General features: G+C 56.5%; 23 protein-coding genes and 2 pseudogenes. 17 read left to right on the forward strand and 8 right to left on the reverse strand.

Annotated elements, in window-relative coordinates:
* Positions 1-44 precede the first annotated feature (44 nt).
* The 6 genes from HEQ18_RS10475 to HEQ18_RS10500 all read left to right on the forward strand — a co-directional run bounded on the left by HEQ18_RS10475 (position 45) and on the right by HEQ18_RS10500 (position 5,587).
* Positions 45-725 carry a hypothetical protein gene (locus HEQ18_RS10475; RefSeq protein ID WP_432814668.1) on the forward strand — a complete coding sequence of 227 codons (681 nt, stop codon included), beginning with the start codon at positions 45-47 and terminating at the stop codon, positions 723-725.
* A gap of 75 nt (positions 726-800) precedes the next feature.
* On the forward strand, positions 801-1,619 hold the full coding sequence (locus HEQ18_RS10480; RefSeq protein WP_432814669.1) for an HpcH/HpaI aldolase/citrate lyase family protein: 819 nt from the start codon (positions 801-803) through the stop codon (positions 1,617-1,619).
* Entirely contained in the window at positions 1,612-2,121 is a 510-nt protein-coding gene (locus HEQ18_RS10485; RefSeq protein WP_432814670.1) for a MaoC family dehydratase, read from the forward strand. Before HEQ18_RS10480 ends, HEQ18_RS10485 begins: the two co-directional genes overlap by 8 nt.
* A gap of 11 nt (positions 2,122-2,132) precedes the next feature.
* Positions 2,133-3,311, forward strand: coding sequence for an acyl-CoA dehydrogenase family protein (locus tag HEQ18_RS10490; protein WP_432814671.1), 1,179 nt, complete (start codon positions 2,133-2,135; stop codon positions 3,309-3,311).
* Between the two features lie 71 nt (positions 3,312-3,382).
* The gene (locus HEQ18_RS10495; RefSeq protein ID WP_432814672.1) at positions 3,383-4,501 is read left to right on the forward strand and encodes a CaiB/BaiF CoA transferase family protein; all 1,119 of its coding nucleotides are present in this window, start codon (positions 3,383-3,385) and stop codon (positions 4,499-4,501) included.
* Between the two features lie 3 nt (positions 4,502-4,504).
* A complete protein-coding gene (locus HEQ18_RS10500; RefSeq protein ID WP_432814673.1) occupies positions 4,505-5,587 on the forward strand; it encodes a CaiB/BaiF CoA transferase family protein in 1,083 nt (360 codons plus the stop codon).
* A 4-nt stretch (positions 5,588-5,591) separates the two neighbouring features.
* On the opposite strand, the gene HEQ18_RS10505 is transcribed toward HEQ18_RS10500, so the two are convergent.
* Positions 5,592-6,317, reverse strand: a complete 726-nt coding sequence (locus tag HEQ18_RS10505; RefSeq protein WP_432814674.1) for a GntR family transcriptional regulator — start codon at positions 6,315-6,317, stop codon at positions 5,592-5,594.
* Between the two features lie 32 nt (positions 6,318-6,349).
* Between HEQ18_RS10505 and HEQ18_RS10510 the strand changes: the two genes are divergently transcribed.
* From HEQ18_RS10510 to HEQ18_RS10550, 9 genes are read left to right on the forward strand one after another with little or no spacing between them, the layout of a single operon-like run.
* Positions 6,350-7,594, forward strand: coding sequence for an MmgE/PrpD family protein (locus tag HEQ18_RS10510; protein ID WP_432814675.1), 1,245 nt, complete (start codon positions 6,350-6,352; stop codon positions 7,592-7,594).
* A complete protein-coding gene (locus tag HEQ18_RS10515; RefSeq protein ID WP_432814676.1) occupies positions 7,591-8,814 on the forward strand; it encodes an MmgE/PrpD family protein in 1,224 nt (407 codons plus the stop codon). Before HEQ18_RS10510 ends, HEQ18_RS10515 begins: the two co-directional genes overlap by 4 nt.
* On the forward strand, positions 8,811-10,169 hold the full coding sequence (locus HEQ18_RS10520; protein WP_432814677.1) for a phenylacetate--CoA ligase family protein: 1,359 nt from the start codon (positions 8,811-8,813) through the stop codon (positions 10,167-10,169). Before HEQ18_RS10515 ends, HEQ18_RS10520 begins: the two co-directional genes overlap by 4 nt.
* Complete coding sequence (locus tag HEQ18_RS10525; RefSeq protein WP_432814678.1) at positions 10,166-11,350, forward strand: amidase; 1,185 nt, start codon at positions 10,166-10,168, stop codon at positions 11,348-11,350. The genes HEQ18_RS10520 and HEQ18_RS10525 overlap by 4 nt, the downstream gene beginning before the upstream one ends.
* Positions 11,351-11,360: 10 nt before the next feature.
* Positions 11,361-11,666: an REDY-like protein HapK gene (locus tag HEQ18_RS10530; RefSeq protein WP_432814679.1), complete on the forward strand. Its 306-nt coding sequence runs from the start codon at positions 11,361-11,363 to the stop codon at positions 11,664-11,666.
* Complete coding sequence (locus HEQ18_RS10535; protein ID WP_397605766.1) at positions 11,666-12,460, forward strand: SDR family NAD(P)-dependent oxidoreductase; 795 nt, start codon at positions 11,666-11,668, stop codon at positions 12,458-12,460. Before HEQ18_RS10530 ends, HEQ18_RS10535 begins: the two co-directional genes overlap by 1 nt.
* A complete protein-coding gene (locus tag HEQ18_RS10540; RefSeq protein WP_432815997.1) occupies positions 12,460-13,326 on the forward strand; it encodes a polysaccharide deacetylase family protein in 867 nt (288 codons plus the stop codon). Before HEQ18_RS10535 ends, HEQ18_RS10540 begins: the two co-directional genes overlap by 1 nt.
* On the forward strand, positions 13,323-14,075 hold the full coding sequence (locus tag HEQ18_RS10545) for an enoyl-CoA hydratase/isomerase family protein (protein ID WP_432814680.1): 753 nt from the start codon (positions 13,323-13,325) through the stop codon (positions 14,073-14,075). Before HEQ18_RS10540 ends, HEQ18_RS10545 begins: the two co-directional genes overlap by 4 nt.
* Positions 14,072-14,974, forward strand: coding sequence for a hypothetical protein (locus HEQ18_RS10550; RefSeq protein WP_432814681.1), 903 nt, complete (start codon positions 14,072-14,074; stop codon positions 14,972-14,974). Before HEQ18_RS10545 ends, HEQ18_RS10550 begins: the two co-directional genes overlap by 4 nt.
* Here HEQ18_RS10550 and HEQ18_RS10555 read toward each other — a convergent pair.
* Positions 14,971-15,945, reverse strand: coding sequence for a quinone oxidoreductase family protein (locus HEQ18_RS10555; protein ID WP_432814682.1), 975 nt, complete (start codon positions 15,943-15,945; stop codon positions 14,971-14,973). The genes HEQ18_RS10550 and HEQ18_RS10555 overlap by 4 nt on opposite strands.
* Positions 15,946-15,951: 6 nt before the next feature.
* A complete protein-coding gene (locus tag HEQ18_RS10560) occupies positions 15,952-16,257 on the reverse strand; it encodes a DUF1330 domain-containing protein (protein ID WP_397605761.1) in 306 nt (101 codons plus the stop codon).
* A gap of 196 nt (positions 16,258-16,453) precedes the next feature.
* Between HEQ18_RS10560 and HEQ18_RS10565 the strand changes: the two genes are divergently transcribed.
* Positions 16,454-18,982, forward strand: coding sequence for a TonB-dependent receptor (locus HEQ18_RS10565; protein ID WP_432814683.1), 2,529 nt, complete (start codon positions 16,454-16,456; stop codon positions 18,980-18,982).
* A gap of 54 nt (positions 18,983-19,036) precedes the next feature.
* Here HEQ18_RS10565 and HEQ18_RS10570 read toward each other — a convergent pair whose 3' ends face one another.
* The 4 genes and pseudogenes from HEQ18_RS10570 to HEQ18_RS10585 form a co-directional block, all read right to left on the reverse strand.
* Complete coding sequence (locus tag HEQ18_RS10570; protein ID WP_432814684.1) at positions 19,037-20,437, reverse strand: flavin monoamine oxidase family protein; 1,401 nt, start codon at positions 20,435-20,437, stop codon at positions 19,037-19,039.
* A 441-nt stretch (positions 20,438-20,878) separates the two neighbouring features.
* Positions 20,879-21,813 (reverse strand): annotated as a pseudogene (locus HEQ18_RS10575) (IS3 family transposase); the annotation flags it as partial.
* 12 nt (positions 21,814-21,825) lie between these two features.
* A protein-coding gene (locus HEQ18_RS10580; protein WP_432814446.1) for an IS630 family transposase occupies positions 21,826-22,772 on the reverse strand; the annotation gives its coding sequence in 2 pieces (ribosomal slippage) (positions 21,826-22,433 and positions 22,433-22,772; 948 coding nt in all).
* A gap of 86 nt (positions 22,773-22,858) precedes the next feature.
* A pseudogene (locus HEQ18_RS10585) lies at positions 22,859-23,032 on the reverse strand (transposase); the annotation flags it as partial.
* 200 nt (positions 23,033-23,232) lie between these two features.
* Between HEQ18_RS10585 and HEQ18_RS10590 the strand changes: the two are divergent.
* A complete protein-coding gene (locus tag HEQ18_RS10590; protein WP_432814685.1) occupies positions 23,233-23,529 on the forward strand; it encodes a hypothetical protein in 297 nt (98 codons plus the stop codon).
* On the opposite strand, the gene HEQ18_RS10595 is transcribed toward HEQ18_RS10590, so the two are convergent.
* A complete protein-coding gene (locus HEQ18_RS10595) occupies positions 23,526-23,792 on the reverse strand; it encodes a hypothetical protein (protein WP_432814686.1) in 267 nt (88 codons plus the stop codon). The genes HEQ18_RS10590 and HEQ18_RS10595 overlap by 4 nt on opposite strands.
* Positions 23,793-23,799 lie beyond the last annotated feature (7 nt).

The following is a 23,799-nucleotide window of genomic DNA, read 5'->3' on the forward strand; positions in this document are numbered from 1 at the left end:
TTTATTGCAGCGCTGTCAAGCGGCTTTGATGGAGACATATTACAATGCAGCTTGCAGACCTGATTTATCCCACTCTCGTCTATGTGCATCTGCTGCTGTTCGTGCTGTGGCTTGGCGCGGATGTCGGTGTATTCCTTTTGGGCCAGCACTTCCGTAAGCGTAGCCTCTACACCCTCGACCAACGGATAGCGCTGCTGAAGCTGCTGGTGATCGTCGACCTGACACCACGGGCGGCTTGGGCGCTCATGGTGCCTTTGTCGCTGACGGTATCCTATATGGGCGCTTGGTGGGATTTGTCGTTGGCAATTGTCATCGCTGGTTGGGCGATTGCGGCATTCTGGCTTTGGCTGGTGTTCGATGCCCATGTCCACGATATGACGCCGCGCGCAGCGCAGCGGCGCAGATGGGAGGGATATTTGCGGTATGCGCTGGCGGCAGCTTATTTGTGGCTCGGGCTGGAGTCGGTGCTAACTGGCCATCCAATTGCGGTGGGCTGGCTGGCTTGGAAATCGCTGTTGTTCGGTCTGATCTTCGTTGCAGCGATTATGATCGACGTCAGTTTCAAGCCGGTAGGCGGCTTGCTCGGGAGGCTCATTGCCGAGGGTTCAACCGACGAAACTGAACTGCCATTACTACGGGTTATGAACCGTACGCGTATTTGGGTGTGGTGCGTGTATCTGTTGCTTCTGGTGACAGCCTGGCTGGGTGTAGTGAAGCCCAACTAACATTTTTTGCTTGACTAAAAAGTTGTCCGGACAAATTGTGTAGCCAAACATTCTGCGGGAGCATATCAGGCGGCCATGCACGCTTTTACCAATTTCCTTTTCGTGCCAGGTAACCGGCCGGAGCGCTACGCCAAGGCACTGGCAAGCCGCGCCGATCTGGTGTGCATCGACCTTGAAGATTCAGTGCCGGACGATGAAAAGGAACAGGCCCGCGATACCGCCTTGCAGGCCATCGCCGCGCATGAAGAGGGTCGCATAGCATTGCGGATCAACGGTATGCGGACCGCAGCGGGGCTTTCGGACGTGCTTGCAGTCGCACGTTCCGCAAAGCCCGCCTTTCTGTTTGTTCCGATGGTTGAGTGTGCGACCGAAATCGACATCATACGCGAGGTCATTGGGGATGAAACGGGAATCATACCGCTGGTCGAATCTGTTCGCGGACTTCGCGCCGCAGACAGTATTGCGCAATCGCCTGGCGTTGCCGCGTTGATGTTCGGGGGAGGCGACTTTGCCGGCGAGCTTGGCGTCGAATTGGCCTGGGAACCGCTGCTCCATGCACGCAGCGAAATTGTCATGGCGTCAGCGTCTGCAAAAATCCGCGCAATTGATGTACCTTATATCGATATCGAAAATGACGCAGGGCTTGCGGAAGAATGTGCGAGAGCCAAAATGTTGGGCTTTCATGCCAAGGCGGCAATTCATCCGCGCCAGATAGAAACTATATATTCCTCGATGCGTCCAAGCGCTGCCGAGTTGGCCGAGGCACGCGACGCCATCGCCGCATTTGACTCGGGCGGAGGGGCTGCTATCCGGTTTCGAGGTAAAATGCTCGAAGCACCGCTCATTCTCCGCTACCGACAGTTACTGTCTTTGGGAGAAACACATCATGCGTGACAGCGTCATCGAAATCGCCCCCGGGCGGTTCCGCGAGGTGCAGGGGCGCTACTTCGAGGATTTCGAGGTGGGCCATATCTACGAGCATCGACCTGGGCGGACGATTACCGACGCGGACAATGTGTGGTTCACCCTGCTCACGATGAACACTCACCCAGCGCATTTTGATTATGAATTTTCCAAGAAAACCGAATTCGGGAAGCCATTGGTGGTCAGTCCGCTGACGATCGCATTGATGACGGGGATGAGCGTTTCCGACACGAGCGGCAAGGCAATTGCCAATCTTGGCTGGGACGAAGTGCGGATGACTCACCCGCTGTTCGTTGGTGACACGCTCTATGCCGAGAGTGAAGTGCTGGAAAAACGCGAGAGTACAAGCCGACCCGACCAGGGCATCGTGTCGTTCAAGACGGTAGGCAAGAATCAGGACGGCGTGGTGGTAAGTCATTACAAGCGCACGGTGCTTGTCTGGAAGCGCGGCTGCGGCCCAGCCGACGATTGAGGAGAATATAAATGGCCACAGCGCCCAGCACTTTTCGTCCCCAGATGGACGCCGATGAGGAAGCAGCTCTGCTCGACGCCATCCAGAAATGGGTCGACAAGGAAGTGCGCCCTGTCGTTCAAAAATATGACCATGACGATGTCTGGCCAGAAGAAATCGTCGACCAGATGGTCGAGATGGGCTTGTTTGGTGCGACCATCGGTCAGGAATATGGCGGATTGGGGTTATCGGCGGTAACCTACGCCAAGATCGTCGCGTTGATCTCATCTTACTGGATGGCGATTACCGGTATTTTCAACTCGCACCTAATCATGGCGTGCGCAGTGGAACGCTTCGGTACGCCAGCGCAAAAAGCGAAATGGTTGCCTAAATTTGCCAGCGGTGAAATCCGCGGTGGGCTGGCCTTGACCGAACCTAATGCAGGAACCGACCTACAGGCGATCCGCATGGTAGCCGAACGCGAGGGCGACGATTATGTTATCAATGGAACGAAAACCTGGATTTCAAACGGCATCAAGGGTGGCTGTTTTGCGCTTCTGGTAAAAACCGATCCTAAAGCAGACCCGCGTTACAAGGGAATGAGTCTGTTTATCGCGCCGAAGCAAGAGGGTTTTACCACCGGCAAGAAGTTCAAAAAACTTGGCTATAATTGTATCGATAGCGCCGAGCTGATCTTTGAAAATTACCGCATTCCTGCGGACAATCTGATCGGCGGTATCGAGGGGCAGGGCTTTTTTCAGGCCACAGGCGGGCTTGAACTCGGGCGCATCAATGTCGCCGCGCGCGGGGTTGGTCTGGCCGAAGGCGCGCTGCGGCTCGCGACCGAATATGCGCAGCTTCGCGAAACAATGGGCAAGCCGATCAGCGAGCATCAGGCGATTCAGCTGAAAATTGGTGAAATGGTTACGCGTGCCCGCGCAGCGCGCCTGCTCACCTTCGATGCTGCCGAAGCCTATGATCGTGGCGATCGCTGCGACATGGAGGCAGGCATGGCGAAGTTTTATGCTTCCGAGGCGGCCGTGGCCAACAGTCAGGACGCCATGCGCGTTTTTGGCGGATACAGTTACTCCAAAGAATATGACATCGAGCGCCTGTACCGCGATTCTATGCTGATGTGCATTGGCGAGGGCACCAACGAGATGCAGCGCATCATCATTTCGAAGCAATGGATCAAGGCCAATCCTGCGTGAGCCAGCGCCTTCCACTCAAAGGATTCCGCGTAATTAGCGCGGAGCAATATGGTGCAGGACCGTATGGCACCATGTTCCTGGCTCAGCTGGGCGCTGACGTTATCAAAATCGAGCCGCCAAAAGGTGGTGACACCGCGCGCCATGTCGGCCCGCACTGGCTGCGCGAAGGCGAGAGTTTGTATTTCCAGAGCTTCAATCTTAACAAGCGTTCCTTGACGCTCGATCTCGGCACCGATGAGGGGCAGGAGGTTTTGCACCGGCTGGTCGCGGATGCGCATGTCGTTGCCAACAATCTGCGCGGCGATGTTCCTGCTAAAGTAGGGCTTACTTATGATGCTCTTAAGGCTGTAAACCCCGCGATCATCTGTGCGCATATTTCGGCCTATGGTCGCGATAACGTCCGTTCAAAGTGGCCCGGATATGATTATCTGATGCAGGCCGAAGCTGGGTTTTGCTGGCTTACCGGCGAACCGGACGGCCCGCCCGCCCGTTTTGGTCTGTCGATGGTGGATTTCATGACTGGCACGCAAATGGCCGTTGGTCTCCTGGCTGCTTTGCTCGACGCACAACGTACCGGCGAAGGCTGCGATGTCGATGTCGACCTGCTATCGGCTGCACTGCATCAACTCAGCTATCCGGCCATCTGGTACATGAACAATGGTGATGTGACCACGCGTGCTCCCCATAGCGCGCATCCTTCGGCAACGCCGAGCCAGATGTTTCGTGCTGCTGATGGCTGGATGTTCATAATGGCGCAACTGCCGAAATTCTGGTCGATCCTTGTCGATCGCATTGGCCATCTTGAACTTGGCGAGGATGTTCGCTTTACCACGTCGCAATCCAGACTGGAAAACCGCGCTGCATTATCTGATGAATTGAACGCGATATTTTCGAAACAGCCCGTTCGCCATTGGCAGGCGTTGCTTGAGGGACATATGCCGATTGCGCCAGTCTATGCGCTGGATCAGGCCCTCGATAATCCTTGGCTTGAAACAATTGCCATGCGCGATATCGTGGCGCACCCAGACATGCCCGAAATGCACGTTCTTTCCAGCCCCATCAAGCTAAATGGCCAAAGGTTGCCGAACAAGGCAGGACCGTTGCTCGGCCAGGATAGCGACTCGATTTTGGACGAAATTGGATATGATGCTGGTGCCATCGCCAAGATGCGGGCCAATGGCGTAATTTGAACGGTGGGCAAGCTTTCAGGCATTAAGGTAATTGACCTCTCAGTCTTCCTTCCCGGCCCGATGCTGACGATGATGATGGCGGATCAGGGTGCGGAGGTTATCAAGATTGAGACCGCGACCGGCGATCCTGCGCGGGAGCAAGCCCCGTTTGAAGCTGGCCAATCGGTGTGGTTCCGCAACCTCAATCGCGGTAAAAAAAGCATGGTGCTGGACCTAAAAAGCGACGATGGCAAAGCACGACTGTGGGAGTTAATCGAACAGGCCGATGTGTTCGTTGAAGGTTTTCGGCCGGGCGTTATGCACCGTCTCGGTTTTGACTATGCCACAGTTTCGGCGCGCAATCCGCGTATCGTCTATTGTTCGATTTCCGCCTTCGGCCAGACCGGCGATCTATCACATCATCCTGCGCATGACATGGCGGTGCAGGCGATGGCAGGGTTCCTTTCGGTCAATGATGGCACCGATGGCACGCCAGTTGTGCCAGGCACTCCGTCCGCTGATATGGCAGCTGGTCTTACCGGATTATCCGCCGTGCTGATGGCGCTGATAGGGCGGGAACGGACTGGTAAAGGCGACTATGTGGATTGCGCGATGTTCGACAGCTTACTCCCGTGGTGCGCGCATATTGCTGGCGCGGCCTTATCAGGTGGCGGAGCGCCCCGCTCAAGCGAACAGCGCTCGCTTGGTGGCGCGGCTTTTTATCAGGTTTATCGAACCGCTGACGGTAAGCATATCGTGCTTGGCGGGCGCGAAATGAAATTCGTCGCTAATCTGATGACGGCGCTAGCACGGCCCGACCTGATCGCGATTGCCGAACTGCCCGCCGGTGAGCAGGGCGAACTCATCCGATTTCTCAGCGCGACGTTCCTAACCAAAACACGCGATGACTGGGTGAATTGGTTTGCTGACAAAGATGTCGCTTTTTCCCCGATTCTCGATTTCCGCGAAGCGTTTGACCAACCGCACATCGCCGCACGTGAATTGTTCATCGAGCATGATGGCGGACACCAGATCGCGCCTGCTATCCGCTTTGCGGGCGAGAACTGGTCACCCACCCATGCGCCGGAACTTAACGCCGATGGCTGAAAGCCTATCCTTCGATATCGATGTGCATCGAATAGGCAAACCGGTCACCGGGATGGTGGCTTGCCGAGATTTCGAGAATGCGGTCGGCGGCGTCATGATAGCATCGCAGGATGCGCAACGTCGGCGCGCGTTTGGGGATGCCAAGCGCCTTGGCAACGTCTGCGCTGGCTGCGATCGCCTGAATATCCTGCGTTACCTTGACAAAATTGATCTTCGCAAGCCGTTCGATCTGCTTGAAAATAGTATCTTCGCCGGGGCTGATTTTTGTCGCAATATCGCGCAGGCTTTCGTGAACATAAGCGACCGTGTGCGCAAGCGGTTCGGTCGAATCAGCGCGCGTACGCAGGCCCTGAAACCGGCTCCATCTTCCACCTGCGACAAGGCCAAGCTGCTCGGCGATATTGCGCGGCAACGGGCCTTCTCCCAAGGGATCGAACACCGCGCGGGTATTGCGGGCATATTGAAGAATTTCGGCAACGTTGGACAATGGCTGATGCAGCGCGCCGCCGCGCGCGGCGGCTGGCTGAATGCTCGTTCCCGAACCGCGTTTGCGCGAAATCAGGCCCTCGGTTTGCAACGAACGCAGCGCCTCGCGCACGGTAAATCGCGACACGGCATAGCGTTTGCACAGGTCGCTCTCGGTCGGAAAGGCATCGGCCTTGTATGTTCCGCTGAGGATTTCCTCTCGCAGTTCGTCGGCCAGTTCCTTGTAACGCGGTTTGGCGGCCAAATATTCTCTCCCCATTCCGCGACAGGTGCGGCGTGAGCAAGCCTTTAAGCCTAACCGAACAACTCGCCAAGCATTTGATGCGCAAGGTGGACGACGCGACAAGGGACAGGGCGCGGCTGCATTTGCTGGATTGGCTGGGATGTGTGGCAGGCGCGCGGGACAGCAACATTGCCGTGACGCTCAATCCAATGCAGAGTTCTCGCCTGATCCAGGCGATGTTTCTGGGCAATGTGCTCGAGATGGATGATGTACATCGTTCCGCGGTGTTGCATCCCGGCCCCGTGGTTTGGCCAAGCGCATTGGGCGAAGACATTGGAGATATGGACGCGGTGCTCAACGCCGCGGTTGTTGGTTATGAGGCGATGATCGCCGTTGGCGCAACGCTGGACGCACATCATTACGCGCATTACCATCCAACCGCCACAGCGGGCGTCTTTGGCGCTGCTGCAACCTTTGCGAGCGGCTTTGGCCAATCGCAGAAGGAGACAGTGGCATCGCTTGGTCTCGCAGGATCGGTCGCTGGCGGCTTGTGGCAGATGCGGCATGAAGATGTGACCACAAAGCAATGGCATGTCGCGCACGCTTGGGGAACCGCGCGTTCTGCGGTTGAATATGCCGAATATGGCATTACCGGACCACGCTTTATTCTCGAAGGTTCACAGGGACTTTACGCTGCCACCTGCAAAAATCCTAAACCTATGGAATTCCCGAAACGCTGGCGCATTCATGAAGTCAGTTTCAAACCTTGGGGCGCTTGCCGCCATGCGCATCCCGCCATCGACGCCGCGCTGGAGTTACATGAATTGCTCGGTAATCTCGAAGGCGAGATTGTCGTTGAGACTTATGCAGATGCGATTGCCTTTTGCGACAATCCCAATCCGAAAACGCCGCAGCAGGCCAAGTTTTCGTTGCAACATACCTTGGCTATTGTGGCGACCAGCGGCGTGCCGACGCTTGCTGATTTCGAACCGGCGGCAATCAAGAGGCTGTCAAAGACCCGCGCGCGAGTTTCCGTGCGCGAATGCAAGGACATAACTGCGCGTTACCCGCAGCATTACGGCGCGCGGGTGCGTTGTCAGCGGCAGGCGGTAGAATTGATCGACACGCTGGGCGATCCGGAGCGCCCAATGAGCGAAGCACAGATCATCGATAAAGCGCGTGCGCTGATGTCTTGGGGCGGGCTAACCGAGAAGCAGGCGAACAAGGCGGTGAAGCTGGCGCTAGAGGGTGATGACCCCGCTGCTATTCACAGGATGCTTGGGAAATGGCTGGCATGAGCCACACCTCGGATATTCTCGATTTCGCCGCTGCGCCGCACGCTTTACTATCTCAGGTCCGGGACGATGCACTGCGGTTGCTGGCCGATACGCTGGCGGTGATGGCGGCAGGCGCAAATTCACCGGAGGCCCAAAAGCTGCAGCGAACGCCTACGGATCAGGCCTTTTTCAATGGCTTTGCTATTCACTGTCTTGAATGGGATGCCGTGCACGAACCCGCTGTGGTGCACGCACTGTCAGTGGTGACTGCGGCACTGCTCGCTATTTCCAATCGAAAGGGCGGATGCAAGGCGGATGAATTGCTGACCGCGCTTGCCGTCGGTGTTGATATCGCCAGTGGGTTGGGTTTGTCAGCAACGGGACCGATGCATTTCTTCCGCCCCGCCACGGCAGGGATAATTGGTGCGGCGCTCGCCATGGCCAGGCTAGAAGGGCTGCCGCGCAACCGAATGGCCGACGTTCTTGGCCTTGCCTACAGCTTTGCAGGCGGCACCATGCAGGCGCATGTCGAGGCTTCGATTGCGCTGCCACTGCAAATCGGGCGCGCGGCGCAGGGTGCGGTTCAGGCGGTCGACTTGGTGAAGGCTGGAATGAGTGGGCCACATAATGTGCTTGAGGGACCGTTCGGCTATTCCAAATTGGTCGAGCCGCTCGACTTGGGCCGCTACACCGCCAACCTCGGCAAAGTCTGGCGGATCAGCGAGGTCAGCATCAAACCCTACCCATCGGGCAGGGCAAGCCATGGCGCATTGGGCGTGCTCGCCGATTTGCAAAACGAGGGCGCGGTTTCGCTTGATACAGTCCTGAGCGTCGAACTGTTCGCACCGCCGCTGATTCACCGCCTTGTCGGTCGCCAATATCAACATGACGCGCCGATGAGTTACAACCGGCTATGCCTTGCTTTTCTTGCGCCGCTTATGCTGCGCGACGGGCATATCGACCCGCGTTTGAATGACGCCATCCCCTCATTGGCTGAAAAGGTGACGGTCATTTTGGATGAAAATCCGGATGGAAATGCCATGTCGCCCCAGCGGTTGGTAGTGAGGCTCAAGGACGGCTCGACCATTGAACGCAAGATCGAAGCCAATCTCGGCAGCCCCGATGTGCCTATGTCACTCGCGCAATATGCGGCCAAATATGATCTGTGCCGTGCGCTTGCTCCCAACTGCGATTCACGCCTTTTCGACGATCCCTTATCTTACGCAACGGACCCCAGATGAGTTTTCCAACCTATTTCGAAGCCTTTGATGCCAAGCAGATGCTGGCCGACTATCCGGTCGGCGACGCTTTCACCGCGCGCTATGCCGCGATGTCGCGCGACGAACTGCATGCGCTGCAAAACGAGCGATTTTTGACGCTGATGAAGCGCGGGTGGGAAATACCCTTTTACCAACGTCTCTGGGGCGAAAAGGGAATACAACCAGGCGATATAAGCAGCCTCGCTGATATTGGCAAATTGCCTGTGTATGACAAATCTGACCTGATGGCCTCGGTGAACGCACATCCGCCTTATGGCGACTTCGACGGCCGGGGAAATTCTCCTGTGGTCTTTCACACGACCAGCGGCACGACGGGACGGCCGCAACCCTTGATGTTCGGACCAAAGGGACGCGAGATTACCAATCTGCTCGTTGGCCGCATGTACCGCTGGATGGGATTGCAGTCATCGGACGTGGTTCATTCTGTTTACGGCCATGGCATGATTAACGGCGGTCATTATATCCGCGAAGCCGTGACGCATTTTACCAATTCGCTGTTTCTGTCGGCTGGCACCGGCATCGAGACTCGCAGCGCCGCTCAGGTGCAGTTACTCGCTGATTTCGGGGTGACAGTGATGGTCGGCTTTGTCGATTATATCCGCAAGCTTGCCGATGTTGCGCGCGAGGCTGGATTGCTTGAGCAGATAAATCTTAAAATGATCATCGGCCATCTTGGCACCGAAGACCGCGCCTCGACCGAGGCGGCATGGGGCGGGGTAAAGGCCTATGACTGGTATGGCGTCGGCGATACGGGGAGCATCGCAGGCGAAGGCCCCGACCGCGACGGGCTGTATGTCTGGGAAGATGCGCAATATCTCGAGCTGCTCGGCGTCGACGATGGGCTGCCTGTTGCGCATGGAAAGACTGGCGACATGGTGGTGACCTGCCTGTTCAAGGATGACATCGCACCGTGCATCCGCTTCAATACACATGACATCACGCATGAACTGGACGGACGAGGTGAACTGGCGTTCAAGCGTATCGCTGGCTTTAAGGGCCGAAGCGACAATATGGTCAAGCTGCGCGGTATTAACCTGTTCCCGCACGCAATCGGTGCATTGATCGAGAACCGTGCAGATTTGACCGGTGAATATGTCTGCACCGTAAAACGCGACCCGATGACAAAGCGCGATGATATGGTTGTGCTACTTGAAAGTCGGGGCGGAACCGACGTAGGCCAAGTTTCCGCGCTGCTTCGGCAAGGTTTAAATGTCGACGTAAGCGTTGAACTGTGCGCGCCCGGAGGGACCGCCAGCCTGACACAGATTGATGTGCGACAAAAGCCGATCCGGCTCATAGATGAGCGCGGCCTATGATTGACTGGGACGCCCTTGAAGTCGCCAACGCACCGCTGAATGCCTTCACCGATTTTGATACGTCGGCGACTGTTGCGGAAGGCGCGCTCGCTGGGCTGACCATTGGAGTCAAAGCCAACATCATGGTCAACGGTCTACCGTGGACCGGCGGGTGCGAAGTGTTTCGGAACCGCATCGCCGAGCGTGATGCGGAGGTTGTGGCAAAGCTGCGCGCGGCGGGCGCAGTCATTATTGGCACGACAAATATGGAAGAAGCCGCGCTGGGCGCAAAGACGGACAACCCATTTTTCGGTGCGACGCAAAATCCGCATAGACTGGGGTACACGCCGGGTGGTTCTTCGGGCGGCAGCGGCGCAGCCGTTGCGGCAGGGTTATGCGATGCTGCCTTGGGAACCGACACAATGGGTTCGATCCGCATTCCGGCGGCCTATTGCGGGGTATACGGTTTCAAGCCTGCGCACACCGCAGTGTCTCAGGACGGGCTGGAGATGACCGAACCCTCGCTGGATACGATCGGACCACTCGCGCGAGACCTCGACGTGCTGGAACGGGTGTCTCGGGTGATTTCGAATTTTGGTGGAGGTGTTGCTGGCGGGCCGGTTACACTCGTTAAAGCGTTAGGCGGCATCGAATGTGAACTTCCCGTACTGCACGCCTTCGACGCTGCGCAATTAGCCCTCGGCGCGAATGTTGAAATTGAACTGCCCTATCCACCAAGTCGCATCCGTTTTGCCGGCTTCATTCAGGCTTCGCGCTTTTTGGCAGCGCATCTGGCGGATGCTGAACCAGTCAAAATTTCGCCCGCACTCGCCAAATTGTTGACCTATGGCCCCAAACGTAGCGCAGCCGACTTGGCTGAGGATGTACAAGTAATTGCGGAAACAAAGGCCGCATTGAAGGCGGCGCTCGAAACCTGCGGCGCAATCCTGATGCCAACTGCCCCGCAAGCCGCTTTCCCGCACAGCAAGGCTGCCACCGCCAATCAAGCCGACTTTACGTGCCTTGCCAATATTGCAGAGCTGCCTGCCATCGCCATCCCCGCAGGCTGGAGCAATGACGGTCTGCCCGTCGGCGTCCAACTCCTCGGCAAGGCCGGGGACGAAGCCGGTTTGTTCGCGCTGGCCCGAAAACTCGACGCCGCTCTTGCCGCCTATTGCCAGCCTGCTAATTTCGGATATTAAGGAGGAAAACATGCGTATCATCTGTTTGTTCAACCTGAAGGAAGGTGCCAGCGCCGAAGCCTATGAGGCGTGGGCGCGAGGGACCGATATTCCCGGCGTTAATGCACTCGGTTCGGTCACGCGTTTTACCGTCCACCGCGCTATTGGCCTGTTCGGTTCGGACGCCAAGCCGCCTTATGACTATATTGAGGTGATTGACATTCACGGCATGGACGCCTTTGTCGGCGATGTGACTGACCCCGAATTCCAGAAAGTGGCGGCGGGATTTGGCGAGTTCACCGATAACCCGACATTCATTCTTACCGAAGACCTCTGATGCGCTTCGCTGGCAAGACGATCATTGTTACCGGGTCTGGCAAGCAGAAGGGGCTGGGTCAGGGGATATTGCAGCGCTTCGCCGATGAAGGTGCGCAGTGTGTTGTTTCTGATCTTGCGATCGATGCTGAGGCCGAGGCGGTTGCGAATGAATTGCGCGAGCGTGGAACGAAAGTTGCGACCATTGCTTGCGACGTGTCCGACGCAGCGCAGTGTAATGCGCTGGTTGAACAGTCGATTGCGGCGTTTGGCGGAGTCGATATTTTCGTCAACAATGCAGGCATCGGCTTTATGATGAAGCCAATGCTGGAGGTCGATCCAAGGGATTGGGCGACTGTAATCGCCGTCAATCTGTCGGGGGCATTTTATTGCACCCAGGCCGCAGCCAAAGCGATGATTGCTGCCGGCAGGGGCGGACGAATCATCAATATCGCCTCGCAGGCCGCCAAAACCGGCTTTCCCCATTTGCCCGCTTATGTGTCATCGAAGCATGGAATGATCGGCCTGACGCGGGCAACCGCGATCGAGCTGGGCGCGCACAAAATCACCGTCAACGCGTTATGCCCCAATCATGTGACCACCGGATTGGGTGCGCAACAGAATGAATATTTCTCCAAACTGCTGGGGTTTGAAAATGTTGAGGCCTATCTGAAAAACATGGCCGCAAAGAACCCGATGGGCCGACCTGGCCTGACTTCGGACACTGCTGCGGCTTGTGCGTGGCTCGCCAGCGATGATGCACGTTATGTGACTGGAGAGGCGCTCAATGTCTCGGGCGGGGAGGAAATGCATTGATGCAAGAAGAACGGATCGACTGGCCGGATGGCGCCAAGATGGCGCTCAGCATCGTCATCAATGTCGAGGAAGGCAGCGAGATGACCGTTGCCCGCGGCGACCGTGGGATGGAGCCAGTCGACGAGTTGGGCGTCCATGTCAAATCGCCCATTCGTAACTATTCGAACGAGAGCAACTATCTTTACGGCATAAAGGCAGGCGCGCCGCGTGTTGTCAAACTGCTCAGAGAATATGATATTCTCGCCAGCTGGACCGTCGCGGCACTTTCCCTCGAAAATCATCCGGAAATCGCGCAGGCCATAGTCGAGCTTGGTCATGAACCGGTAAGCCATGGCTGGCGCTGGGTGCACCAGTTCAAGATGGACGAGGCGGAAGAGCGTGATTTCATCCGCAAGGCCATCACCAGCATCGAAAAGACCACCGGCACCCGGCCCTATGGTTGGCTCTCGCGCTATCTGCTCACAGACAACACCCGCCGCCTGCTGATTGAAGAGGGTTTTACGTATCATATGGACGATTATTCAGGTGACGTGCCTTTCTGGGATCGGGATTGCGTCCCGGGCAAGCCGATTGTCATCGTCCCCTATCAACTAGACAGCAATGACATGAAAATGTGGACCGATCCTGCGATGACGCCCGATCAATGGCTCCATTATGCCAAACGCAATTTTGACCAGATTTATTCAGAAGGCGTAAAAGGCAATCCGAAGATGATGTCGCTGGGGCTCCACTTGCGAATCATCGGGAGGCCCGGACGGATATGGGCGTTACAGGAATTCTTTGAGCATGTTCGGAAGTATCCGGACATCTGGGTCACCACCCGCAATCAAATCGCGCGACATTTCGCGCACGTAAATCCGGCATGAGCCTGCGTCTCGAACGCGACGGCCCTATCGGCCGGATCATGATCGATAGGCCTGAGAAGCGCAACGCCTTCAATCAGGAAATGTGGGAGCAGTTTCCAGTGCTGTTGGGTGCGGCGCTGATCGACCGCGCGATCCGCGTTGTGGTGGTGCAATCCGCTGCCCAAGGTGTTTTCTGCGCAGGTGCAGACATCAACGAATTGATATCGCATAAGGACAATACTGCGTGGCGCGCAGCCAATCAGGCAGCGATCAACCGGACGCAGCACGAACTCGCTCGATTTGCTAAGCCGACCATAGCTTTTATTGATGGCGATTGCGTCGGCGGCGGATGCGGCATCGCGCTCGCCTGCGATATCCGCGTCGCTACCGCCGGATCGCGGATCGGGATTACGCCAGCCAAATTGGGACTGGTCTACCCGCTTCATGATACCAAATTACTTGTAGATCTGGTGGGGCCAGGACAGGCCAAAAAGATGCTTTACACAGGCGAACTTCTCTCCGCGCAAGAAGCGTTGCGGATCGGTTTGGTCGAACTGATCGAGGATAGCGCCACCGCGCTGGCGGATGAGATTGCGGGCAACAGCGCGCATAGCACACATCAGATAAAGGGCTTTGTCCGCCGTATTCTCGATGGGCAGGCAGATGATGACCTGGAAACGGAACGCATCTTTGCCGATGCTTTTACCACGCCCGACTTTATCGAAGGCACAAGCGCATTTGCCCGCAAACAAAGGCCCGAATTCAAATGAGCAATTTCCTCACACATGGCTGCATCATGGGTGGCGTCGTGACGACGCCCAATTTGGATACTGCGCTGGAGGATTATCATGGGCGGCTAGGGCTGAAAATCGTTGAGCGCGGTGAACTGGCTGCTGATCTGGCTGCGAGTTGGAAGTGCCCCGCGAACGGGGGCGCACGCACCGCGACGCTACAACCGCAAAGCGGCGCGCATTGCTTTATCCGACTGGTCGAACAACCTGTGCCCGATGAGTTTATGCCGGTGCGGACATACGGATGGGCGGCCTTTGAGCTGACCGTGCAAGATGTCTATGGCTGGCCCGGGCGTCTGGAGGGCAGCGGTTTCGATATTGTCGGCCCCCCCAAACCAATCGAAGGCCTGCCCTATTTCATACCAATGCAGGTGACTGGGCGCGGGCGCGAGATGATCTATCTCAATGAAGTAGCAGAAAATACGCCGTCGTCCGACTTGCCCAAGGCCGCCTCACTGACCGACCATATATTCATCGTCATACTCGCGACGCATGACCGCGAAGCGAATCTGGCATGGCTGCAGGAAAAAATAGGCCTGGATGTTGGTGGCACCTACACGCTTGAATATACTATGATCAACAAGGCGTTTGGGTTGCCTGACGGCACGCAATCCTCGATAACGATGGTTCAGAAGGACCGCCTGCCGATTATCGAAGTCGATGACTACCCCGAAGCTGCGACCGCTCGTCCACATACGCCGGGATGCCTGCCACCCGGGAATGCGCTAGTGACTTTGGCAGTGGATAGTCTGGACGCGATCAACGCTGCGTTTATCGAGCCGCCGGCCGTGCACAGCGGAGCAATTTATGCAGGGCGGCGGTCCGCGACGGTGGTCGGCATGGCGGGTGAGCTGTTGGAGCTGGTTGAAATCAGCTAAACCACCAGCACCGTCGACCCGGTCGTCCTGCGTCCTTCCAAATCGCTATGCGCCTTCGCCGCCTCCTCTAGCCCGTAACGCTGGCCGATATTGACCTTGATGATTCCCTGCCGGAACATGTTGAATACATATTCGCTGCCTGCCGTGCGTTCCGAGGCGTGGTGGTAGTAGTCGAAAAGTGTCGGACGCGTGTTATAGAGCGAACCTTTCTGCGCAAGGATGCCGAGGTTGACACCGCCAACGGGCGCATCTGCATTGCCGTAATTTACAATCAGCCCGCGCCGCCTCGCACTATCAAGTGACGCTTCCCAGGTAGCCATTCCTATACCGTCGAAGACTATCTCGACGCCGCGTCCGTCGGTCAGCAAGCGTACCTGCTTGGCGACATCCTCCTTGCCGTAAAGGATGACATGGTCGGCCCCGGCTTCACGCGCCAAAGCAGCTTTTTCTTCGGTGCTGACCGTTCCGATGACGTTAGCGCCGATATGCTTGAGCCATTGCACCAGCATTAGGCCGACACCGCCGGCTGCAGCGTGGACCAGCACGTTCGATTTAGGTTGCACTTTGGCGCAGCGTTCGACCAGAAACTCAGAGGTGCAGCCTTTCAATATGCCTGCCGCGGCAATCTCGTCGCTGATATCGTCGGGTATCAGGAACAAGCATGCAGCCTCAATATTGCGCGCAGTCGCATATGCGCCAAGCGTCGGACCGAAACAGCAGACGCGGTCGCCGACCTTCCAATCTGTCACACCCTCGCCCAGCGATTCGATAACGCCCGCTGCCTCCAGCCCGAGTCCGCTAGGGAGCGCTACCGGATAAATACCGCGCCGGTGATAGGTGTCGATGAAGTTAAGGCCAACCGCAGTATTGCGCATCCGAACTTCGCCCGGACCCGGCAGCGACAGTTCGACGTCTACCCAGTTTATGACTGCTGGCCCACCAACTTCAACAATCTGTGCTGCCCGTTCCATTATTGATTATACCCCTGACAATTCGCCTTCGATCAATAGCACCTGACATTCGGCCAGGCCATCACGCAGCTTTTTCACTTCGGCATATTCGGGCGAGTTCCAAAAGCGCAAAGCCGCGTGCTTGTCAGGCCATTGAGAAATGACAACTGATGCGCCGCATCCAAAGCCGCCTTCCAGCAATTCGGCACCAGGCGCACGAAGCACATATTTGCCGCCGAACCGGGCGACCAATTCAGCGGCCGCCTTACCATATCCGCCGACAAACGCGTCGCGGTCGGCTATTTTGGCGGCGATAATCATATAGGCAGGCATATCAATTCTCCGACTAAAATCAGATTGTTGCAAAATAGAGACAGCGGTCGACTGTCGCTTATGTCAACAAAAATTTGTCTGGACAAATTTTGCACAAAATGGAAGCATACAGTTTCGGCGGTCACGAATTTCAGGGAGGTTCATCGTGAAAAGCTTTTCTAGGTCTTTTTTATTTACTGCATGCGCATTCGCACCATTGACTTTCGCCTTACCGACCGTTGCAGTGGCACAAGATGCGTCGGCTGCCGCGGCTGAAGAAGAGGGTGGAATCCCGGAAATCGTGGTTACCGCTCGCAAGGTCGAGGAATCGCTATCAGACGCTCCCGTCGCGGTATCAGTGATTACCGCTGATTCCATCGCGCAACAGGGGCTCAACTCGCTTGACGATTTCGCCAAGCAGGCCGTCGGCATTAGCTTTAGCCAGGCCTTTGGTCGTACTACGGACCGTCCAGTAATCCGCGGCGCCTCCAACGTGTTGGCAGGTGTGCAGGCGGGCGTCGAAACGGGCGCTGCCTTCTTCATCGACGGAGTGTATTATCAAGGCGATATCCAGGGCTTCGACCCCTCATCCATCGAGCGGGTAGAAATAGTTAAAGGGCCGCAGTCTGCTCTTTACGGTCGCAACACTTATGCCGGGGCTATTAATTACATCACCAAGGACCCGTCGGAGGATATTAGCGTCAGCGGGCGGCTGCGTGCCGCCGAGCATAATGAATATGAAGTCTCCGGATCGGTCTCGGGGTCCCTACTTGACAATATGCTCGGTGTCCGCGTGGGCGGGCGCTTTTTCAAATATGGCGGTGAATATCGCAACCAGTTGACCGGCAAGCGCGTCGGGCAGGAAGAAACCAAGTCGGCTTATGCCACTTTGACTTTTAAGCCGTTCGAAGATTTCAAAATGCGATCGCGGTTCAGCTGGCAGAAGGACGACGACGGCCCGCTGGCCCTTTTTTTGCAAGGTGCGGCGGACAATAACTGCAAGCCCGGTTTCCGTTCGGCGCGCTATCGTACAGGGTCGCTGTTTGTGCCTTTATCGCCTGCGACCTTGGTATCCACCAACACGAATCAGTTTTATTGCGGCGTCATCAATCCGCAGCCGAATAACATTCGGTTGAACACCGATCCGATGATGATCAACGCCTCACTTGGCACGCGCGATGGTACTGCTTACGATGGCATCACCAATGAACAGTTTTCGATGACCAATATCATCGACTGGGATCTCGGCGGTTCGGGCTGGATCTTGTCGAGCCTTACCGGCTGGCGTGATAATAAGAATTTCTTCGGTACCGATTCCGACCATAGCGATGCGTTTGTATATTTTGGGGGTTCCGCGGCAAGCACGCTTGGCACCGAACCTGCATTTGCCAATACCAACCGTGATGATCAGCAGGATATCAGCCAGGAAATCCGGATTTCCAGCCCTACCGACAACCCGTTCCGCATTCTTGTCGGTGGCTATTATTTCCGGCAGGAATTCCAGTCGCAGGACATTACCTTTACCAGCGGCACCGCCGGGCTTGGCGTTGGCCGCGACAACTCCGAATATGTCACAATCGTCAACAAGGCCGTTTTCGGGCTTGCCGAATATAATTTCAGTGACGCTTTCTCGATCACCGCCGAACTGCGCTACGCCGAAGAGAAGAAAACGCAGATTGCACGCAGCGCGGGAGGAGTATCCGTATTCTGTGCGGGTGAGGCCAGCCGCCTCTCGGCATTCGGTGCGACCGGTGCGGGCAATGTTTGTCGCCCCGCATCGAAATTCACCGGTCTAGATCCACGGATTACGGTTAATTATAATACTCCAGGCGGCATGCTGGTCTATGGCGTGTATGCGACAGGACGCAAACCAGGGGGCTTTAACGGCTCTGCTGGCGTTACCGCCACCTTGCAAACGGGTCAGAATTTTATCGAATATTTGCCTGAGAAATCGAAGGGCGGCGAACTGGGCATCAAATTCGATGCACTAGACCGCACCTTGCGCGGTACGGTTGCCGGTTTCTACAACGAGCTGACCAATGTGCAGTTGACGCAGGCCATTCCCAATCCATCGGGCAATGGCGCGCTAACCTCCATTGTTGCCAATTCGGGCAATGCCACCACCAAAGGCCTCGAAATCGAATTGCAAGCTGCCCCCACCAATGGCCTGTTGTTTACAATGGGTATTGCCTATGTTTCGGCGAAGTTCACGAAGGGTTGTGATGCGGATTATTTTATTCTGAATTCGGGCGGTATTCGCACCAATTTCGATACGCGCAATCCTACCGCCGCGGGGCTGGCTTTATGCGATATTTCGGGCAAGACACTCCCGCTGGGTTCGCCTTATATCGTCAACGGTTCAGTCAATTATGAAACCGGACTTGGGTCGGGCGACGGCAAATTGTTCGGTATTGCCAACTTCTCATATGAGGATTCGAAATATATCCAGACCGACAATCTCGCCAAAACGGGCGACACGTTTCTGCTGAACGCGCGGCTTGGCTACAAGACCAAAAACTTCACCATCGCCTTGTTCGGACGCAACCTGACCGATGAGGACTCCATCCCACTCGCGACACGTTGGTTTGACCTGCGTTACGGGGCTGGCACGACCGGTTTGCCGCCTGCAGCGGGCGTAACCTTTGACGGTCGCCCGGCGCAGATTGAAACCGGCAGCCCGCGGGGCTTTTTCGGCGCGCTGCGTAAGGGCCGGACCTTCGGTTTGGAAGGTACGTTCAATTTTTAAGGCCTAACCAAGTGCCGCATATGCAAAGGGCTTCGGGAAACCGAGGCCTTTTGTTTATCCGCGTTCGGCGGTCAGTTTTGCAGCCCTGCCGCCCGACTCTAGCGCGCCTTCCATGCCGGATGCTTGCTGCGCCAGATGTTCGCCTGCAAAACGCAGCCGCTGTGCTGTGCTGTAGCTCGCGGCAGCAAGGTCGCGTCTCATGCCCACCCCAATATGGTGATAAATGCCCTTGGCAAGGCGCTCCTTCTGCCAGCTAAATAGCCGGACGAGGCGCAATTTTCCCTTGGCCGATGGCCGTGCAGCCTCATAACGGGCAATGATTGTCGCACCCGCGTCTGTCTCGTCCATCACGTCGAGCGCGTCGGCAAACGGCCCGGATAGCCAAACTTTGAGCATTGGCGGGTCCTCACCCAGCACAAATACACGGCCAAGCAATGGATCGTCGCTCCACAGCGTGGGCGGCAGGCCATCTGACTTCCAAAATGGTTCGCTCGCGCCCAGATAAGCAAAGCTGGCTCGTGTATAGGGCAGATTGTCGATGGTTGCTTTCAGGGCAGGGTACAACAGCGCCTCTATGGGAATGCCTCGAAGCGCCGAAAAGGGAACGGTGCAAATACAGTGTCGCGCCGAAACCGTGCGCCCGTTTTCCAGCGTAACCTTTACGCTGCTGTCATTTTCGCTGATCGCGGCAACGGGGCTGTTCAAGCGCACTTCTGCCCGCAACTTTCGTGCCATTGCCTCGGGCAGACGTTGCGATCCACCGTCGATGGTGAAAACCGGCCCGGGCTCGGCGCGAAAGATCGCTGCGCTGCGCATAAGGTGGACCAGCGACATTCCGTTATGCCCGTTGCCATTAAAATTGGCACGGATCAGCCGCCCCGCCTCTTCGCTGATGCCTTTACTGGTCAGCCAGCTGCCATAGCTGATGTCATAGCTATCTGAATCATTGGCCAGCCAATCGTGTATTGTCGGAAATCTAGGCATCTCGCGCGCATAAAGGCTGGCAAGGCCAGCGGGCGCCACATCGCGCTCTTTGCCTTTCGTGCGGTTTGCGGGGCTGTCTTTCCATGCTGCCTCGGTCACCGTCTCACCGTTGATGTGATACAGCGCGGTGCGCGGCTCATTCCCGCCCGCGGTCAGCCCGATCTTCAGATCATCGGCCGTAGCGCCCAGGATGCGGTAGCCGCCGCCGACCTGCACGCCGCCTGCCTCTGGCCTGCCCGGCACATCATCCAGCGTGTGCAGTCGACCGCCGATCCGACCAGACGCCTCAAGCAGGATGACCCGGTGGCCAGATGCTTCCAGTTTAGTGGCAGCATTCAGGCCAGACAGCCCCGCGCCTATCACGATTACATCGGCCTCGGTGCGCCCCCATGCCATGCGCGGCGCGGAGCCGGCGACCAAAGCCGCGCTCGTTCCCAGCAGAAAATGGCGGCGGTTGTTGGTAACAGTCATTCGCAAAAGCTGACATCAACTGCCGCGTTGAGGCAAGCATAATTTGTCTTGATAAAATGGAGCGCTTAGTACTGCGCCCACCTGCGTTTTTTGGCATTGCTGCTGTCCCCGGTTTCGGTCTTTGTCGGAGAGCCACTAACGGGCGACGATCTCCTGCTCTGCGCGCGCGATTCGGAGTGCGGAAAAGAACGGGCCGATGCAAATATGAACTGCCACGCACGTCAGAGGCAATGGACGTTCGGCTGCCATCAATCGCGCATGCGTGGCCGATGCGCTCGACATTGTTCAACAATGTGGGCATTACGGTGATGTTGTGGACGGCGCACGGTTGAGTTGATTCGGGCTTTCCGAACCTTCAGAATAATTTAGTGCACTGTGACGTGACTGAGCCTAGCCCCTTTTTTGGTCCGACCTTTATGAGAAAGACCGGTTCTTTTTGCATCAGGGCAGGCATGCCTGCCCTGATGCAAAAGCGCGCTCCATTGGGGTTTGGTTACCAAGGGAGCTGTGTGGTCGGACCTCATTATAGTCTCTCCGCCACGCCTCACATTTAGCCTGTGCGTCGGCCAAGCTCAAGAACCAGTTTGCATTCAGGCATTCCGCCCGGACACGGCCATTATAGCTCTCAACGAACGCATTGTCCGTGGGTTTGCCAGGGCGGCTGAAGTCCAACACGACATCATGCTGATAGGCCCACAGATCAAGGTTCTTCGATATGAACTCGGGACCATTGTCCACTCTGATCCGCTGTGGGCGGCCATATTGCCCAGCAATACGCTCCAGCGTATTGACAACATCACTCCCCTTGTAACTGTGCCGGACATCCAGTGCAGGCGATAGCTGGGTGAAGTTATCAACAATGGATAAAACTCGGATCTTGCGGCCATCGAACAGCTGATCGGACAGAAAGTCCATTGACCAGCATTCATTGGGTGCTGCTGCCTGCACCCGATCTTCGCGCAGTTTCGCTTTCACTTTCCGCTTCGGCGTCTTGTTGCGAAGTTGCAGGCCCAACTCCCGGTATATCCGCCGGGTGCGCTTGTGATTGATCTGCCAACCCTCCCGCTGCAGCAACACATGGATACGCCGATAGCCATAGCGTACCCGCGTTGCCGCCAACTCCTTGATCCGCAGTTGAAGACTGGCCTGATCGGGACGGCGGGACTACTAACGGATGGTCGCCCTGCTTGAAGGGAACGCATCACAAGCCCGTCGCTCACTGACCCCGTAACTGGCCTGCAAATAGCCAACCAGTTCACGGGCCCGATCAGGCCTTAAAGCTTTCGTTTGATGACATCCTGCAGCATCTCCTTGTCCAGACTGAGATTCGCCACCAATCGTTTGAGGCGAACATTCTCTTCCTCAAGCTGCTTTAGAGCGTTTGTCGATCATTCTGGGTCATATCCGCATGAGCTGAAGTAATTGGCGCATTCGTGGGGCTGGAAGATATCGACGAGGTTGCCGATCCGGGTCCAAAGGCCACTCACGGTTCGTTCTTCTGCCTTTCGCAGCATTGCTTTGAGTTTGGAAAAGGCCTTTTCGATTGGATTGAAGTCGGGGCTGTATGGCGGCAAGAACCGTAGTATTGCGCCCGCGGCCTCGATCCGTTCGCGCACTGATACCCGTTTGTGGCTGGACAGGTTGTCCATGACGACGACGTCACCGGGCCTCAGTTCCGGTACGAGCACCTGGGTGACATAGGCTTCGAACCAGTCTCCGTTGATCGGACCATCCAGCACCATCGGCGCGACCATGCCGGTCATGCGAAGGCCCGCCACCAGTGTGGTCGTTTTGCGGTGGCCATGCGGCAAGCCCATGCGCAGGCGTTCGCCTTTGGGGCAGCGGCCATGGCTGCGGGTCATGTTGGTCGCAGTCCATGTTTCGTCGATGAAGACGAGGCGCTCCGGGTCCAGATCGATCTGGCCGTCGAACCAGTCGTGCCGTTGCTTCAGGACATCGGGCCGGTCCTGCTCGATGGCATGGCCAGTCTTTTTTTACGCGTCATGCCACGGCGCACAAAGAAGCGGTGAAGCCCGGCCACAGAGACGGTCAGGCCCATCTCGGCCAAGCCCGTGCGTAACTCTTCAAGGGTGATATCCTTTCGTGCCGCCCAAAGAGCCAAAATATCGTCACTGCGCTCTTCAACCCGCCGCGAACGCATATCACCACCTTGAGGCCTCGGTGCAAAGCTGCCGGTCTCGCGCCGCTGCGCGTGCCAGCGGATCGCCGTCGATGGCGCAACGCCAAAGCGGGCAGCTGCCCCGCGACAACTCATACCATCATCAACCGCCGCCAAAAGCCGCGAACGCAAATCCATCGATAGTGGTTGACCCATCCATGCCAGCCTCCTTCACCGGCACCGATACTGAATCAGAAATCACGGCCGATGGGAATCCCCTTTCGATTCAGACGGCTCGAAAAACGCTCTAGCCGCTTCATCTCAGACGGCATCAACCCACCATATTTGCTTCGCCATCGATAATAGGTCTGGATCGATATGCCAGCCTTGCGACATACCTCCTCAACCGTCGTTCCATCCTCTGCCTGCTTCAATATGAACGCCATCTGCTGCTCGCTGAACCTACTCTTCTTCATGCCAAAATCTCCTGGCTGACAAATGCCAAACCTAACCGAGATTTTTCTCACAAAAAATGGACCAATTTGAAGGGATCAGGTCAGTTCAGCATCAGGCTGAACGCCAAGCCTTCGATAAATCCATCACCGCACGTTGGAACGAAGAGTAACGCATTCGCGCATCACGTCTGCGCAAAGGTATTGCCGGTGCGTGGGATTTTATGACAGGGAAATATTTCAAAACCCGCAAGCAGAATGAGATGGAATCCAAATTTGCGCGGACACGCGATAGCCATGAGCGGCACGTCCTGATCCATGCGCAGCACAAGGATCGCCAAGCTCTTCAAGAGCTAATCAAAGAGAATCGCCGCAAGGAAGCTGAACGTATCCTCGGTCTGTATCGGGACGCCGCCAAGTTCCGCCGGATGCGCGAAGGTGAAGCTGAGCGCGACAAGGATCGCGATCGTGGTTCAATCACCCTCAAACCCAAGCGGGATCGTGGGTTGGATTTGGGCTAGATTTCCGGTTGAATTTTTGCCTGAATTTCAATCGAAATTTTCACTTCAACGATCATCATGATTTTCATAACATAAAAGGCGATATTTTCACCAACATAAAAGGCGATATTTTTATCGACATAAAACGCGAAATATGTCACAACATATATGGCGATAAAAATGTCGTCAGGAATGGCATATATAGCGATGGCAAGTCCGGCTGAAAAACTGGCTAAATCCCTTGAAGCATTAGAGGCGTTCCAACGCGAAGGGCGAACCTGCATCCGTTCG

This window comes from Sphingorhabdus sp., from assembly GCF_050921905.1.
Taxonomy (GTDB): Bacteria; Pseudomonadota; Alphaproteobacteria; order Sphingomonadales; family Sphingomonadaceae; genus Sphingorhabdus_B.